We start from the raw sequence: 16,060 nt of genomic DNA on the forward strand, positions 1-16,060 counted from the left end.
AAAAAGAGAAGGGGACAGACATGGCGTCTATCCCCTTCTCTTTTAATATTAAACCAACAGCTTATACTGCTGCTTCCTCATAGGCACTTGCAGGTTCGCAGGTACAGATCAGGTTCCTGTCGCCGAATGTATTGTTGATACGGCTTACAGAAGGCCAGAATTTATTTGCCTTAACATATTCCAGTGGGAATGCTGCCTGCTGGCGGCTGTATGGACGGGTCCATTCATCAGCAGTGATCACCTGTTGGGTATGCGGTGCATTTTTCAGTACGTTGTTTTGCTTATCGCTCTGACCCTGTTCTACCGCACGGATCTCTTCACGGATAGCCAGCATCGCATCGCAGAAACGATCCAGTTCCCCTTTATCCTCACTTTCAGTAGGCTCAATCATGATCGTACCCGGAACCGGGAAGCTCATGGTAGGAGCGTGGAAACCGTAATCCATCAGGCGTTTGGCCACATCTTCCGCTTCAATACCGGCAGCTGCTTTAAACGGACGGAGATCTACAATGAATTCATGCGCACAGGTGCCGTTAACACCGGTATACAGGATGTCGTATGCTTTTTCCAGTCGTGCTTTCATGTAATTGGCATTCAGGATCGCATATTCAGATGCCAGTTTAACGCCCTTAAATCCAAGCATGCGGATGTAAGCGTAAGAGATCAGCAGGATGCTGGCAGAACCAAACGGCGCTGCAGATACGGCGTTGGATGGTTTGCCGCCACTCAGCGTAACGTGTCCTGGCAGGAATGGCGCCAGGTGTTTGGCTACGCAGATAGGGCCCATGCCGGGACCGCCGCCACCGTGAGGGATAGCGAAAGTCTTGTGCAGGTTCAGGTGACAAACGTCTGCGCCAATCAGTCCGGGTGCGGTTAAACCTACCTGGGCATTCATATTGGCGCCATCCATATACACCTGTCCGCCGTGTTCATGTATAGTTGCGCAGATTTCTTTCACACTTTCTTCATATACACCATAGGTAGATGGATAAGTGATCATGATACCGGCGAGGTCTTTACTGTTTGCAGCTGCTTTTGCTTTCAGATCGTCGACATCGATATAGCCGTTTTCCAGCGCTTTTACAATGACTACCTTGTAGCCCGCCATTACTGCAGATGCAGGATTGGTACCGTGTGCGCTGATGGGGATCAACATTACATTACGGTGGCCTTCACCTCTGCTCTTCTGGTATTCGCGGATCACCAGCAGGCCGGCGTATTCGCCCTGTGCACCACTGTTGGGTTGCAGGCTGCATGCGTCAAAGCCGGTAATTTTGCTGAGGTATTCTCCCAGTTCGTCCGCCATTTGTAAATAGCCGCCTACCTGGTTTTTAGGGGCAAACGGATGCATTTTGCTCCAGTGTGCCCAGCTCAGAGGAATCATCTCGGTAGCTGCATTCAGCTTCATCGTGCAGGAACCCAGGGAGATCATGGAAGTGTTCAGGGAAAGATCCTTGTTTTCCAGCATCTTCAGGTAACGCATCATCAGTGATTCGCTGTGATAGCTGTTAAATACCGGGTATTGCAGGTAGGGAGAAGTACGTTGCAGATCAGCAGGAACACCGGTGGTACTGTTGGAAACGGTGGCTACATCTGTTGTACCCGCACCAAATACGTGCAGGATATCATTTACATCAGCAATGGTAGTGGTTTCGTCGAGAGAGATACCTACATTGCCATTGGCGAAATAACGGAAGTTAATGCCCAGTGCTTCTGCAGCATCTTTAACATCAGCGGCAGCGCCTTCCACTACAATAGTGTCGAAGAAGCTGTCTGACGCCAGTTTCAGCCCTTTCGCCTTCAGCTTACCCGCCAGTGTATTGGCCAGCAGTGAAATGCGGGTGGCAATATTTTTCAGTCCTTCCGGTCCATGATACACGGCATACATAGCGGCCATATTGGCCAGCAAAGCTTGTGCAGTACAGATATTGGAAGTTGCTTTTTCACGTTTGATGTGCTGTTCGCGGGTTTGCAGTGCCATACGCAGCGCACGGCCGCCGTTGGCATCAATGCTCACGCCAATGATACGACCCGGGATAGAACGTTTAAAGTCGTCTTTTACTGCAAAGAAAGCAGCGTGCGGACCACCAAAGCCTAATGGAACACCAAAGCGCTGTGCAGAACCAAAGGCCGCATCAGCGCCCATGTCGCCGGGAGAAGTAAGCAGGGTCAGTGCCAGCAGGTCTGTTGCCACACCTACAAATGCACCCACTGCATGTACCTGGTCAATGAAAGTACGGTAGTCGGCCGCAGCACCCACGTTGTCGGGATACTGGATCAACGCGCCAAAGTATAATTCGTCGAAGGAAGCAGTTTTGTAATCGCCTACTACCACTTCAATCTGAAGCGGGGTAGCGCGGGTATAAATTACATCCAGCGTTTGCGGGTATACGTTATTGTCTACAAAAAATTTAGGCCTGGTTACATGGTCATGATCCTTGTTCAGCGCATTGAAGAACATCGTCATGGCTTCTGCCGCTGCAGTGGCTTCATCCAGCAGGGAAGCATTGGCAATTGGCAGCCCTGTCAGGTCACATACCATCGTCTGGTAGTTCAACAGGCTTTCCAGGCGGCCCTGGGAAATTTCTGCCTGGTAGGGAGTATACTGGGTATACCATCCTGGATTCTCAAATACATTACGCAGGATAACACTTGGCGTAATCGTATCAAAATAACCCTGGCCAATGTAATTGCGGTATACTTTGTTTTTCAGCGATATGTCCTTCAGATGACGGAGATAATCGCTTTCACCCATCGCTGCAGGAATAGCCAGTGGCTGTTGCATACGGATGGCGCCCGGAACGGTTTTGCTGATCAGCTGGTCCAGGTTGGAGGCCCCGATGGTTTCCAGCATCTGGTTGGTCTCTCTTTCATTCGGCCCTATGTGACGGTGCACGAATTCATTTTGTTGAATATCAAAAAGATTCATGATGTAAGCAGGTAATTTGAAATAGAATGCGCAAAGCTATGCAGATTTTAAGCAACGGCCAAACAATCAATACTGGCGGGGGAAAACAGTGATAAATGATACTTCAGGGATGGGCGTATATGTCATAATTTTGTCCACAGACTAATTACCTATCTTTGCACCAAATGAGCAAAATATTAGAAGACTGGGAACAGAAGGCCCAGGACAAGCAAAAAGCGAATAAACAGTTTCTCGCAAAACTGCAAACCCGCCGTGGAAAAGGAGTAGAGAAACTTTTGCCGGCCCTGCATGAGGAAGCATTCAGTAAAATTGACTGCCTCCAGTGCGGTAATTGCTGCAAAACCATCAGCCCCCGCTTCAAAGGACCCGATATCAGGCGCATCTCTAAACACCTGGGCATGAAGGAAGGCGATTTTATTGAAACCTACCTCCGGCTGGATAAGGATGAGGACTATGTGGTGAAGTTCACACCGTGCCCTTTCTTGGGCGCCGACAACTACTGCGGCATCTACGATGTACGTCCCGGCGATTGCGCCAACTATCCCTACACAGATAGTTACGACTTCTTTAAACGCCCGAAGATCACCTACGAAAACAGCACCGTTTGCCCGGCCGTTTATTATGTGCTGGAAAAGTTAAAAGAAAAGATGGATTTATAAAGATAAAGTGCCGGAAGCGGTTAGTGCCTCACAGCGCTGACCGCCCCACTACGGCTTCAGATCCAGCTTACGCATAGCTGGTGAAATAATATAAGTGGTGATCACCACACCCAATGTAACACATCCTCCAAATACCACCGATGGCACCAGTCCCATTGCCCTGGCCATAAAACCGCTTTCAAACGCCCCCAGCTCATTGGAAGAACCCACAAACATCGAACTTACCGATGCCACCCGGCCCCGCATGTCGTCCGGCGTTTTTAACTGCAAAATCGTTTGCCGTATGATCACACTGACACCATCCAGCGCCCCGCTGATCAGCAGCGCAAACATCGACAGGTAAAAGCTCGTGGAAAGACCAAACAATATAATGGTTAAACCAAAGCCGAATACCGCCGCCAGCAGCTTAATACCCGGTTTGTTCACCAGTGGCCTGTGCGCAAGTATAAACATGGTTACCAACGCGCCCACCGCAGGAGCAGAACGCAGCAACCCATATCCCAGGGAACCCACATGCAGCACATCTGTGGCAAATGCCGGTAACATCGCTACCGCACCGCCAAATAATACCGCAAACATATCAAGTGCCATCGCATTTAAAACTACTTTGGTTTTCCATACAAACCGCATCCCTTCAGTAAGACCGGTCACAAAACTCTCGCCCTTCGGTTTATAATAAACCGGCTTGGGTTTTATCTTCAGCAAACTGTATAAAGGCGCCAGGAAAACGAATACCACCATCAACATCGACCAGTGCACGCCGAACCAGTGAATGAAAAGCCCGCCCAGCGCAGGCCCCAGCACACCGCCTATCTGCCAGGCAGAACTGCTCCAGGTAGAGGCATTGGCGTATAACTCACGTGGTACCAGCAACGACATCAGGGTAAAGTTGGAAGGACTGGTATAGGCCCGCACAATGCCGCCCAGGAAAACCAGCAGGTAAATGAGGTTCAGCACCCAGTGCTTTGAAACACCGGCTACGGCACGGTCCCAGGTTAAGAGGAATAATCCCGAACTGATAAACAGATAGGCAATCACACAATTGAGTAGCATGCCCCGCTTCTCCCGTTTGTCCACCATATGACCGGCAAACGGCGCCAGCAACACTGCCGGAATTACTTCTGCCAAACCTATCAATCCCAGTGAGAAGGGATCTTTTGAAATTTCATATACTTTCCATTCTATAATGGCAAACTGCATAGCCAGCGCAAATACAAGCGCAAAGCGGATTATCAGGTAATAATTGAATTCCGGAAAGCGTAGCGAAGCGTATGGGTCGTTCTTTTTCGGTGCCGTAGTGTCCAACCTGATGAGTTTTTTGCGAAGGTACAAAAATCAGAAACGGCGACAGCAGAATATCGGACAATCCGCTTTCACCGCCCACCACAATCACTTCTTCTTTTCCCATTTCTGGTTTATATTTATTCTGCATTAATACCGCAGTTCTATGGAAATACATACCCTCATTTTCCGGGCTTTATTGCCAGCCATATTCATACAGTTTGCCTGTGCCGGCAACAATTCCAATGATGATGGCCCCGAGCCTCCGGCTAATGCGCCCCGGAAAGCGAAGCTGCAGCTGGTAACTGACCAGTTCATATCTCCGGTAAATATGGCCGTGCCAGGGGATGGTACCGGCAGGTTATTTTTCTGTCAGAAAGAAGGGAAAGTATGGATCGTGCAGCAAAATAAACTACTTCCCACCCCTTTCCTCGATGTAAGCAGCGATATGATCTCCGTAAATCCCGGGTATGATGAACGCGGCCTGCTGGGAATGGCCTTTCATCCCGATTTTAAATCGAACCATAAATTTTATGTGTATTACAGCTCGCCCACCAAAAAATCAGGCTTCGACCACACCAGCCGCCTGGTAGAGTTTACCACTACAGCAGCAAATCCCAACCTCGCTAACCCGGCTTCCAAAAGGATCGTCCTGGAAGTGGATGAACCGGAATCCAATCATAACGGCGGCCAGCTGCAGTTTGGCCCCGATGGCTACCTTTATGTAGGACTCGGCGATGGCGGTGGGGGCGGCGACAAACACGGCACTATCGGTAATGGTCAGAACCTCAATACTTTACTGGGTAAAATATTAAGAATAAATGTCAATGGAACACCCTATTCTATCCCGCCGGATAATCCTTTCGTTAACCGGCCCGACACCCGGCCTGAAATATGGGCCTACGGCCTTCGGAACCCCTGGCGCTTTTCCTTCGATAAAACCACCAGGATGCTCTTCGCCGGCGACGTTGGACAGAATAAGTATGAAGAAGTAGACATCATCACCAAAGGCGGTAACTACGGCTGGCGCATCCTGGAAGGCAACCACGATTATAATGTGCCTGCCGGCGCCGATAAGTCGGCATTGATTGCACCTATCCACGAATACAGCCACGATGTGGGGATAAGTATCACCGGCGGCTATGTATATCGCGGAAGCGCCATCCCGGCACTGAAAGGATTATATGTTTTCGGCGATTATAACGGGAAAACCTTTGTACTCAGGCCCAACGGGCAAAAATGGGACAGCGCTCCCCTGGAACTCACCGGCCGCCCTGCCGATAACCTCCAGATCCTCAGCTGGGGCGAGGATGAACAGGGCGAACTTTATATGCTTGCCAGCACTTCCGGCAGCAGTGGCTTTAAAGGAGCTGTATATAAGCTGGTAAAAGAATAATTATTTCAACATTCCAGCCGTCTTAATCGTTTACACTAGGTCCACCTTTCATACGGGGATACTCCCGGGATACTTCCCATATACTTAGGGTATACTCCCATCATGGAGCCGTATTAAAGGACCGGCAACAACATCCTTACAGGTACTGTAGCGAGCGGGAAAAGCAACGCTTTTCAGCCATGTATCTCGCCTGGTGCCCGTTTGGCCCAATTTTTTGTTAAAAGGAAATAAATTGCACGACCGACGGGTGATTTTATTTTATATTTGATTTGACAACGTTTAAGTTCAATTGAGATACATATGAGACTGAAAGTGATTATACCGGTTGTGCTGCTTAGCATCTCCGCAGGCGTGTTGGCTTTTAATAAGCTCGGACATAATGACGACCCTCCCGGTCGTTACGAGGTGATCATGAACCTGGTAGGGCAGATGCTGAAGGAAGGGCATTATCAACCTAAAGCAATAGATGATAAATTCTCCACCGAAGTTTTTAATAAATACCTGCGTAGCCTGGATACGGAAAAGAAATTTTTCCTGAAAACAGATGTGGATAAGCTCATGCCGCTCGCCGTTCATATTGATGATGAACTGAAAGGCGCACCGATCGACTGTTTCCGCAGCATCAACACCCTGATCAAACAACGGGTGGCTGAAGCAGCAGCGATTTATCCCGAAATTCTGTCCAAACCTTTTGATTTCACCGTAGATGAAAAGGTAACACTGGACCCGGATAAAGTGGATTTTCCCGCAGACGAAAATGCCCGTAAAGAAGCCTGGCGCAAAGTATTGAAATACCGTACGCTGGAAAAACTGACGGACCTCCAGGAAATGAGGGAGAAAGATAAAGGAAAGGACAGTATTAAAACCAAAACCGATGTGGAACTGGAAGCAGAAGCCCGCATAAAGGTAAAACAACTGTACGACCGCTATTTTGAACGTCTGAAAAACAGGCAGAACGATAATGATCGCTTTAATCTCTACGTAAATGCGATTACCACTACCATGGATCCGCATACCGACTACTTCCCGCCGGATGAAAAACGCGCGTTCGAAGAACAGATGGCCGGTAAATTCTTTGGTATCGGCGCACAGCTGAAAGAAGAAGGCGACAAAATCCGCGTAATCAGCATCGTTACCGGAAGCCCAAGCTGGAAACAGGGACAACTGAAAGCCAACGATGTAATCCAGAAAGTAGCACAGGGAAATACCGAACCAGTGGATATTACCGGTTACCCCGTAGAAGATGCGGTGAAACTGATCCGTGGTAAAAAAGGTACCCCCGTTAAACTGACCGTAAGAAGCGTAGATGGCACCACTAAAGAAATAACCATCATCCGTGATGAAATTGTTACCGAAGAAACATTCGCGAAATCAGCAATCATCAACGGACAACATAAAATAGGCTATATCTACCTGCCGGAATTCTACGCCGACTTTAACGACCGTAACGGCGCCCGCAGCGCGGAAGACGTTGCCAAAGAAGTCGCTAAACTGAAAGCAGAAAATGTAGAAGGTATCATCCTCGATCTCCGCTTCAACGGCGGCGGTTCTCTCCAGGATGTGGTGCAAATGGCCGGCCTGTTTATTCCGGAAGGCCCCGTGGTACAGGTACGTTCCCGTGGTGGCGACGCTGTAGTGCTGCGCGACCGCGATAAGAATGTACAATACGAAGGACCACTGGCCATCATGGTGAATGAATACAGCGCCTCCGCCTCCGAAATTATGGCCGCAGCCATGCAGGATTACAAACGCGCCGTTATCATCGGCAGCACCCAAACATTCGGTAAAGGTACCGTACAGCGCCTCTTCAACCTGGATGATTTCTACCCTGTTAAAGACGGTGGCAGCCTCGGCGCCCTGAAACTTACCCAGCAGAAATTCTACCGTGCCGATGGCGGCTCTACCCAGCTGAAAGGTGTGGCTTCCGATATTGTACTGCCGGATCCATACTACGAAATAGCTGAACGCAAAGATTCTGATGCACTGGCATGGGACGAAATCCCCCGCGCAAGCTTCACCGCATGGTATAACCCGGTAAATGCAGAATCACTGAAAAAGAACAGCGAAAAAAGAATGGCCACCAGCCCAGCCTTTAAACTGCTCAATGAAAACCTGAACACTTTAAAGAAGCTGGAAAAACAGGAAACCTATTCCCTGAACCTGCAGACTTACAAAACAGAACAAAAAACAAACACCGCTGCACTCAAGAAATATGACGCAGTAAACGATAAAGTAAAAGAACTCAATATCGTCAACATCAAATCCGACATGGAGAAATTTGGCAGCGACTCTTCCAAGATAGCCCGTAACAAGGACTGGATCAGGATCAGAACCAAAGACATCTATCTCGATGAAGCGGTGAATGTAATGAACGACCTGATCGTTCAGTCATTGCCTAAGATGCAGCGTAAGAACCAGTAGATCCCTTCATCGCCTTCGGCGATTTTAAATTGTCTTGGGCACTGATTACGCTGATTATACTGATTGGCTTGATTTTTATTCTTTTGATTTTAGTAAGATTTTTTTATAAATAACTAACTAAGGGAGATAGAGGTGAATACTCACTTTTATCTCCCTTAATCTTTAGAATCAAATTTGATTTTCAGATTTTTTATAAATAACTAAGGGAGATAAAAGTGAGTATTCACTTCTATCTCCCTTAATCTTTAAAAATCAAATATGATCAAATCCGAATAATCAGTATAATCAGCGTAATCAGTGCCCAAGACAATTTAAAATCGCCGAAGGCGATCCGTCACTCCGCCGACGCGCCTTTTTCCTTGCCCACTACTTCGAGGGCTTTCTTTACCATAGGGTCTTCGGCGTTAATGGCTTCGTAGAAACCTTCTGTTCTGTACAGCTGGCGGGCCAGCATGGCTTTGAGCCTTGTACGGATTTCTGTTTCGTCACGGGCAGTAAGATGATCCAGGCCAGGTACGCTGTCTTTTTGGGCGTACGCTTTAAAGTCGCTGATCAGTTCCGGTGTGGTCTGGAAGTTTTTGGTGAAAGCTTCTGCATTCTTATAGGACTTGAAGGTTTCCCGGTGCGTGGTATAATATTGATACGCAAAATTGCTAAACGTATTGCGGGTATAAATGGCTGTTAAAGTAGGCGTAAAGCGGGAGGTATCAAACGGAATGAAAATATCCGGCGTAATACCGCCACCGCCGTAAACCGGGCGGCCCGCTGCTGTTTTATAAAGTACAGTATCTATAATTTTGATACTGTCTTTGTTTACCATTTCGCCATGGTGGTAACGTTCAATGATGTCGTCATCATAATCATCATGTCCTTTTCCGTAGGGTTTCTGAATACTTCTGCCAGAAGGGATGTAGTAGCGGGCTACGGTAAGACGCAAAGCGCCTCCGTTGTCCAGGTCATATTGTTCCTGTACCAGGCCTTTACCAAAGGTGCGGCGGCCAATAACGGTGCCACGGTCCCAGTCCTGTATGGCGCCGGCAAGAATTTCGCTGGCGGATGCAGAGCCTTCATCAGTAAGTACCGCGAGGGCGCCTCTTTCAAAAAGACCCGGTCGTTTCGTTTTATAATCCGTACGCGGGAAATCTTTTCCCTTCGTATATACAATCAGTTTCTGGTCGTCGATGAGTTCATCGGCTATGCGGGTAGCTGCATCCAGGTAGCCGCCGGGGTTCTGCCTGAGGTCAATGACCAGTTTCTCCATGCCTTGTTTTTCCAGCTGACGGATAGCTTTCATAAACTCATCGTAGGTGGTAGCGGAGAATTTACTGATCTTGATATAACCTACACCGGGAGCTGCCATGTAGCTGGCGTCTACACTATACAAAGGAATAACGCCTCTTTTGATGGGAATGGTAATCTTTTTATCCTGTCTCAATACAATGGTATTCACAGTAGAACCTGCGGGGCCTCTCAGCAGTTTGCGGATCTTTTCAGGAGTAATGCTGTTGCCGGCTACGAGGCTGTCGTTCACTTTCAGGATCTTATCGCCGGTTTGCACACCCGCAGTTTCAGACGGTCCGCCGCTCAGCACACTCACCACGTTCACTGTATCTGCCGTGATATTGAATTCTACCCCGATCCCTTCAAAGTTACCTTCCATATCTTCATTCACCCGTTGCAGTTCGGAAGGAGGTATATATATGGAGTGAGGGTCCAGGTGGGTTAATAATCCTTCTATCGCTTCCTGCTGTAAATCGTCTGTATTGAGTGAATCTACATATTTCGCTTTGATCAGGTCCATTACTTCCTGCAACGGGCCCCTGTTGGGTTTGGTAAAAAATACAGTCGCCCCTCCGTTGTTCGATCCAGGCATTTTATGTCCGAGGAACATTCCCAGGGCTAATACAACTGCAAAGAGAAGAGGTAAAAAAACATTCAACTTCCTGTTAGACATAATCAGATTATTATCCCGCTAATTTATATGACCAATCTTTATATCCATGTAGCAAAAGCACCTGGCGGAAAGCAATCTGCTGCATACATGTATCATCATCACCTAAACTTAAAGGGGCCATTTGTTTTTATGAACCCCTTTTGTTTAAATTGTGACAAAAATAGCATAAATCGGGTGCAAACTTTTAGGATTCTTAAATTTCATAAATAACCGGATATGGGTGCTGGAATAAAGTTAATAGCAGACAGCGGATCTACGAAGACGGAATGGGGCTTGCTGGGCGCGGCGGAACCGCTGGTATTGAAAACGCAGGGTGTGAGCCCGTATTTTCAATCTGCGGAGCAGATCAAGGCCATCTTCGAAACGGAACTGGTTCCCCAGTTACCTGCCGGCCAACCGGTAACGGACGTATACTTTTATGGAACAGGCCTGTCGCAACCCAAGAACCTGCAACTGGTATCCGATGCAATAAAGGCAGTATGGCCGGCGGCTGCATTTGATGTGCAGCACGACCTCATGGGCGCAGCCCGCGCACTTTGCGGCACGCAGGGAGGGGTAGTAAGCATTTTGGGTACCGGCTCCAATTCCTGTTACTATGATGGTAAGGAAGTGGTGAAAAATAATCCGGGCCTGGGCTTTATCCTGGGTGATGAAGGCAGTGGCGCCTACCTCGGGCGTAAGGTGCTGCAGTATTACCTCTATCATAGTTTTGATGACGACCTGCACGCCCGCTTTGAATATAAGTACCATACCAATAAAGATGAGATCCTGGAAAGCGTATACCGGAAGCCGTTAGCCAACCGCTACCTGGCAGGGTTTACAGAGTTCCTGTCGGAAAACCGCGAGCATTATATGATCCAGAACATCCTGGAAGACGGGCTGAACGACTTCTTCTTTAATCATATTTATAAATACCGGGAAAGCTGGACCACGGCACTGCATTTTACCGGTGGTGTTGCCTGGCACTTCCGCGACATCATCAGCGAATTGTGTGAACTGTATGAATTGCCTATGGGCAAAGTGCTGCGCACGCCCATGGAAGGCTTGCTGGAATATCATCGTTAATCATTTTTAAGCATTCAATATGTCATTTGTAAAAGTAACGGAACAGGCCTCACACTATCGTCACCTTGAAAAGATGAGCGTGCAGGAACTGCTGACCAATATGAACAAAGAGGATCAGACCGTTCCGTTAGCCGTGGAAAAAGCCATCCCGCAAATAGAAAAACTGGTAACAGCCGTAGCCGATAAAATGCTGGCAGGTGGCCGCCTCTTTTATATGGGCGCCGGTACCAGCGGCCGTTTAGGTGTGGTAGACGCCTCCGAATGCCCGCCTACTTTTGGCGTGCCGCAAGGCCTGGTAGTAGGATTGATTGCCGGCGGCGATACGGCCATACGCAAAGCCGTGGAGTTTGCGGAAGACAGCCGCACGCAGGGCTGGGAAGATCTGCAGGCATACAATATCACCGGTAAAGATGTGGTAGTGGGCATCGCTGCCAGCGGTACCACGCCTTATGTAATAGGCGCGCTCAACGAATGCCGCAAGCACGGTATCGTTACGGGCAGCATCAGCTGTAACCCGGATACGCCGGTATCTGCGGCAGCCGATTTCCCCGTGGAGGTAGTGGTAGGACCGGAGTTTGTAACGGGCAGCACACGCCTGAAAAGCGGCACTGCGCAGAAACTGGTACTGAACATGCTGTCTACAGCCGTGATGATCCAGCTCGGCAGGGTGGAAGATAACAAAATGGTGAACATGCAGCTCAGTAACGAAAAACTGGTGGACCGGGGCGTGAAAATGCTGATGGAACAATTATCGCTTACCGATTATGAACAGGCGCAACAACTGCTGTTAAAGGCCGGCAGCGTGAAAAAAGCGGTGGACGACTTCACCGGAAAATGATTTAAAAAACCTTTGCACCCATAAACCAGGTATGCACAACATAGAGCCATATTACAACTGGCGGCATTTGTACACCGCCGAAGAAGATGAGTACTCTCCCTTTTATGGAAGGGAATACAGTGAGTTTGAATATTCCAATTCGGTGTATAACTATTATATACATCCACAATGGGATGAATTTGGCTCACGCAACCTGTACATGAAAATCCTCTTCATCGATTACCAGTTTAACTTCGCTATCATAGAATTACTGGGAGAATGGAATGATGCCATTGATAACGACATCATGACCATGAAGCGTAACATCATCGATACCCTCATCGCCCAAGGCATCACAAAATATATCCTCATCACGGAAAATGTGATGAACTTCCATTCTTCTGATGATTGTTATTATGAAGAATGGTGGGAAGATATCCGCGATGAAGGCGGCTGGATCGTAAGCCTGAACATGCCGGTACAAACCCGTGAAGAGTTTGAAAGAGCCCGTCTGCACTACTATGTTCACCTGCTCGACGACGATAAATGGCGTACATATCAACCATTACACCTGTTCAATATGGTGGATAATATCATGTTAAAACGGCTGGAATAATATTAATTTTCATTACAAAATGAAAGATATTATGCGTGTTTGTATGATTATGAATACATAGTGCATGTGAATAATAATATATGCGTATAAAAACCTGATAAATATCATTTGGTTTTTATTTTTCCTGCGTTAAATTTGCCCGACATTTCAAACATCTTTTTATACTAGGAAGCTTAGAATTTTACTTATGAAGTGGTCACAGTTTTTTAATACCTCTATCGGTAAGAAGTTATTGGTAGGTGCTACCGGCTTGTTTCTTTGCAGTTTTGTTATTGTACATCTGGCAGGTAATTTCCAGCTGTTGTACAACGACGAAGGCAAGGCCTTTAACGCATATGCTGCGTTTATGGGACACAACAGCCTGATTCAGTTTATTGCCTGGGGGCTGAAAATTGTGATACTGCTGCACGCCATCATTGCGCTCCAGCTCACATTCAGCAACAGAGCAGCCCGTCCGGTGAAATATACCATCAACCCGGGTAATCAGACATCTTCCTGGTTCAGTCGTCAGATGGCCATTATGGGAAGTATTCTCTTCATCTTCATTGTTATCCACCTGGTTAATTTCTGGGGACAATTCCACTATGCGGAAATGCCCACCCGTACTTATGAAGGCAGCATTGAACCGTTGAAAGACCTGTACGCTTTATCTTATGATACCTTTAAGAACGGCTGGTTGGTTGCATTATACGTGATCGGAATGATCGGTTTGTCTTTCCACCTGATCCACGGCTTTAAAAGCGCCTGTCAGACCTTTGGTTTAAATCATAAAAAATACAACGGCTTACTCAGCTTCATTGGCATATGGTTGTTTGGTATCGCAATTCCTGTCGGTTTTGCTATCATCCCCGTTGTAATCTATTTCAAATAATTCTGTAAAGTAAGGATATATGTTTGACGCAAAAATTCCTGCCGGACCATTAAATTCCAAATGGGAAGACTATAAAGGACACTGTAAACTGGTGAACCCTGCCAATAAGCGCAACCTGGAAGTGATCATTATTGGTACTGGTTTGGCCGGCGCTTCAGCAGCGGCTTCATTAGGAGAGTTGGGATATAAAGTAAAAGCATTCTGCTTTCAGGATAGTCCGCGCCGCGCACACAGTATTGCTGCCCAGGGTGGTATCAATGCGGCCAAAAATTATCAGAATGACGGTGACTCTGTTTTCCGCTTGTTCTACGACACAGTAAAAGGTGGTGACTACCGCGCCCGCGAAGCGAACGTACACCGTTTGGCAGAAGTGAGCGGTAATATTATAGATCAGTGCGTGGCACAGGGTGTTCCCTTTGCACGTGAATACGGTGGCCTGTTAAGTAACCGCTCTTTCGGTGGTACACAGGTACAGCGTACTTTTTATGCCGCCGGTCAAACCGGTCAGCAGCTGCTCCTCGGCGCCTACTCCGCACTGGAACGCCAGGTAGCACTCGGCAACGTGAAAATGTACAACCGCCACGAAATGCTCGACATCGTGAAAATCGATGGTAAAGCACGCGGTATCATTGCACGCGACCTGATCACCGGCGAACTGGAACGCCATTTCGGTCATGCCGTACTGATCTGCAGCGGTGGTTATGGCAACGTATTCTACCTGTCTACCAACGCCATGGGTTCTAACGTAACCGCCGCCTGGAAAGCAACTAAAAACGGCGCTTACTTCGCTAACCCCTGCTTTACACAGATCCACCCTACCTGTATCCCGGTTTCCGGCGATCACCAGTCGAAACTGACCCTCATGTCAGAATCACTGCGTAATGATGGTCGTATCTGGGTGCCTAAAAAACAAAACGATACCCGCAAAGCCAGCGACATTCCTGAAGACGAAAGGGATTACTACCTGGAAAGAAGATATCCTGCATTCGGTAACCTCGTTCCCCGCGACGTGGCCTCCCGTGCAGCAAAAGAAAGATGCGATGCCGGTTATGGCGTAGGTACTTCCAAACAGGCAGTATATCTCGACTTTGCCGCAGCCATCGAACGTTATGGTAATATTGAAGTGGGCAAACGCCAGCTCTCCAATGTTTCCAAAGAAGAAGTGATTAAACTGGGTAAAGAAGTAGTAGCCGAGAAATATGGTAACCTGTTCGACATGTACGCCAAAATCACCGGTGAAAATCCTTACGAACTGCCCATGCGTATCTATCCTGCAGTACACTACACAATGGGTGGCCTCTGGGTGGATTATGAACTGGGTACCACCGTTCCAGGATTATATTCCCTGGGAGAAGCAAACTTCTCCGATCACGGCGCTAACCGCCTGGGTGCATCTGCACTGATGCAGGGCCTGGCCGACGGCTACTTCGTGATTCCTTACACAGTAGGTAACTACCTCGCAGATGAAATCCGCACAAAGGCAATCCCTACCGACCATCCCGCTTTCGTGGAAGCAGAAAATAAAGTAAGGGAAACCGTTAATAAGCTCATCAACATCAAAGGCACCAAATCAGTCGATTTCTTCCACAAGAAACTTGGTAAAATCATGTGGGACAAATGTGGTATGGCGCGTAATGAACAGGGCCTGAAAGAAGCGATCGAAGAAATCAAAGCGCTGCGTGCGGAGTTCTGGAGAGATGTGCGTGTTCCCGGCGAAGCCAATGAGTTCAATCCCGAACTGGAAAAAGCCGGTCGTGTGGCCGACTTCCTGGAGCTGGGCGAATTAATGTGTATCGATGCACTGAACCGCCGCGAATCGTGTGGTGGCCACTTCCGCGAAGAATCACAAACAGAGGAAGGAGAAGCCAAACGTGACGACGAAAACTTCAGCTACGTATCTGCATGGGAATACAAAGGCGATGGCCAGTACGAACTGCACAAAGAACCGCTGGAATTCGTTGAATGTAAACCAACACAGCGTAGCTACAAATAATGGTTATTGGTAAACCGTTTAACGGTTAGCCAGGATTATAAATCAAATAATTGTCCAA

General features: G+C 47.9%; 11 protein-coding genes. 8 read left to right on the forward strand and 3 right to left on the reverse strand.

Annotated features, from left to right (window positions below):
* Positions 1-61: 61 nt before the first annotated feature.
* A complete protein-coding gene (gene gcvP / locus AB6805_RS26050; protein ID WP_370912386.1) occupies positions 62-2,896 on the reverse strand; it encodes an aminomethyl-transferring glycine dehydrogenase in 2,835 nt (944 codons plus the stop codon).
* Between the two features lie 197 nt (positions 2,897-3,093).
* Here gcvP and AB6805_RS26055 point away from each other — a divergent pair, with 197 nt between their 5' ends.
* Entirely contained in the window at positions 3,094-3,588 is a 495-nt protein-coding gene (locus AB6805_RS26055; protein WP_370912387.1) for a YkgJ family cysteine cluster protein, read from the forward strand.
* A 48-nt stretch (positions 3,589-3,636) separates the two neighbouring features.
* Here the strand turns inward: AB6805_RS26055 and AB6805_RS26060 are convergent, their stop codons facing one another.
* Positions 3,637-4,893 carry an MFS transporter gene (locus AB6805_RS26060; RefSeq protein ID WP_370912388.1) on the reverse strand — a complete coding sequence of 419 codons (1,257 nt, stop codon included), beginning with the start codon at positions 4,891-4,893 and terminating at the stop codon, positions 3,637-3,639.
* A 142-nt stretch (positions 4,894-5,035) separates the two neighbouring features.
* Between AB6805_RS26060 and AB6805_RS26065 the strand changes: the two genes are divergently transcribed.
* Positions 5,036-6,265 carry a sorbosone dehydrogenase family protein gene (locus tag AB6805_RS26065; protein WP_370912389.1) on the forward strand — a complete coding sequence of 410 codons (1,230 nt, stop codon included), beginning with the start codon at positions 5,036-5,038 and terminating at the stop codon, positions 6,263-6,265.
* 300 nt (positions 6,266-6,565) lie between these two features.
* Complete coding sequence (locus tag AB6805_RS26070) at positions 6,566-8,686, forward strand: carboxy terminal-processing peptidase (RefSeq protein WP_370912390.1); 2,121 nt, start codon at positions 6,566-6,568, stop codon at positions 8,684-8,686.
* Between the two features lie 334 nt (positions 8,687-9,020).
* On the opposite strand, the gene AB6805_RS26075 is transcribed toward AB6805_RS26070, so the two are convergent.
* The gene (locus tag AB6805_RS26075) at positions 9,021-10,640 is read right to left on the reverse strand and encodes a S41 family peptidase (protein WP_370912391.1); all 1,620 of its coding nucleotides are present in this window, start codon (positions 10,638-10,640) and stop codon (positions 9,021-9,023) included.
* A gap of 216 nt (positions 10,641-10,856) precedes the next feature.
* Here AB6805_RS26075 and AB6805_RS26080 point away from each other — a divergent pair, with 216 nt between their 5' ends.
* From AB6805_RS26080 to AB6805_RS26100, 5 genes are all read left to right on the forward strand, one after another.
* Positions 10,857-11,705, forward strand: coding sequence for a BadF/BadG/BcrA/BcrD ATPase family protein (locus AB6805_RS26080; RefSeq protein ID WP_370912392.1), 849 nt, complete (start codon positions 10,857-10,859; stop codon positions 11,703-11,705).
* Positions 11,706-11,724: 19 nt separating this feature from the next.
* Entirely contained in the window at positions 11,725-12,543 is an 819-nt protein-coding gene (gene murQ, locus AB6805_RS26085; protein ID WP_370912393.1) for an N-acetylmuramic acid 6-phosphate etherase, read from the forward strand.
* Between the two features lie 31 nt (positions 12,544-12,574).
* On the forward strand, positions 12,575-13,138 hold the full coding sequence (locus tag AB6805_RS26090; RefSeq protein WP_370912394.1) for a hypothetical protein: 564 nt from the start codon (positions 12,575-12,577) through the stop codon (positions 13,136-13,138).
* Positions 13,139-13,325: 187 nt separating this feature from the next.
* A complete protein-coding gene (locus AB6805_RS26095; RefSeq protein ID WP_370912395.1) occupies positions 13,326-14,009 on the forward strand; it encodes a succinate dehydrogenase cytochrome b subunit in 684 nt (227 codons plus the stop codon).
* A gap of 19 nt (positions 14,010-14,028) precedes the next feature.
* A complete protein-coding gene (locus AB6805_RS26100; protein ID WP_370912396.1) occupies positions 14,029-16,002 on the forward strand; it encodes a fumarate reductase/succinate dehydrogenase flavoprotein subunit in 1,974 nt (657 codons plus the stop codon).
* Positions 16,003-16,060: the final 58 nt, after the last annotated feature.

The organism is Chitinophaga sp. RCC_12 (assembly GCF_041360695.1).
In the GTDB taxonomy this organism is placed as follows: domain Bacteria; phylum Bacteroidota; class Bacteroidia; order Chitinophagales; family Chitinophagaceae; genus Chitinophaga.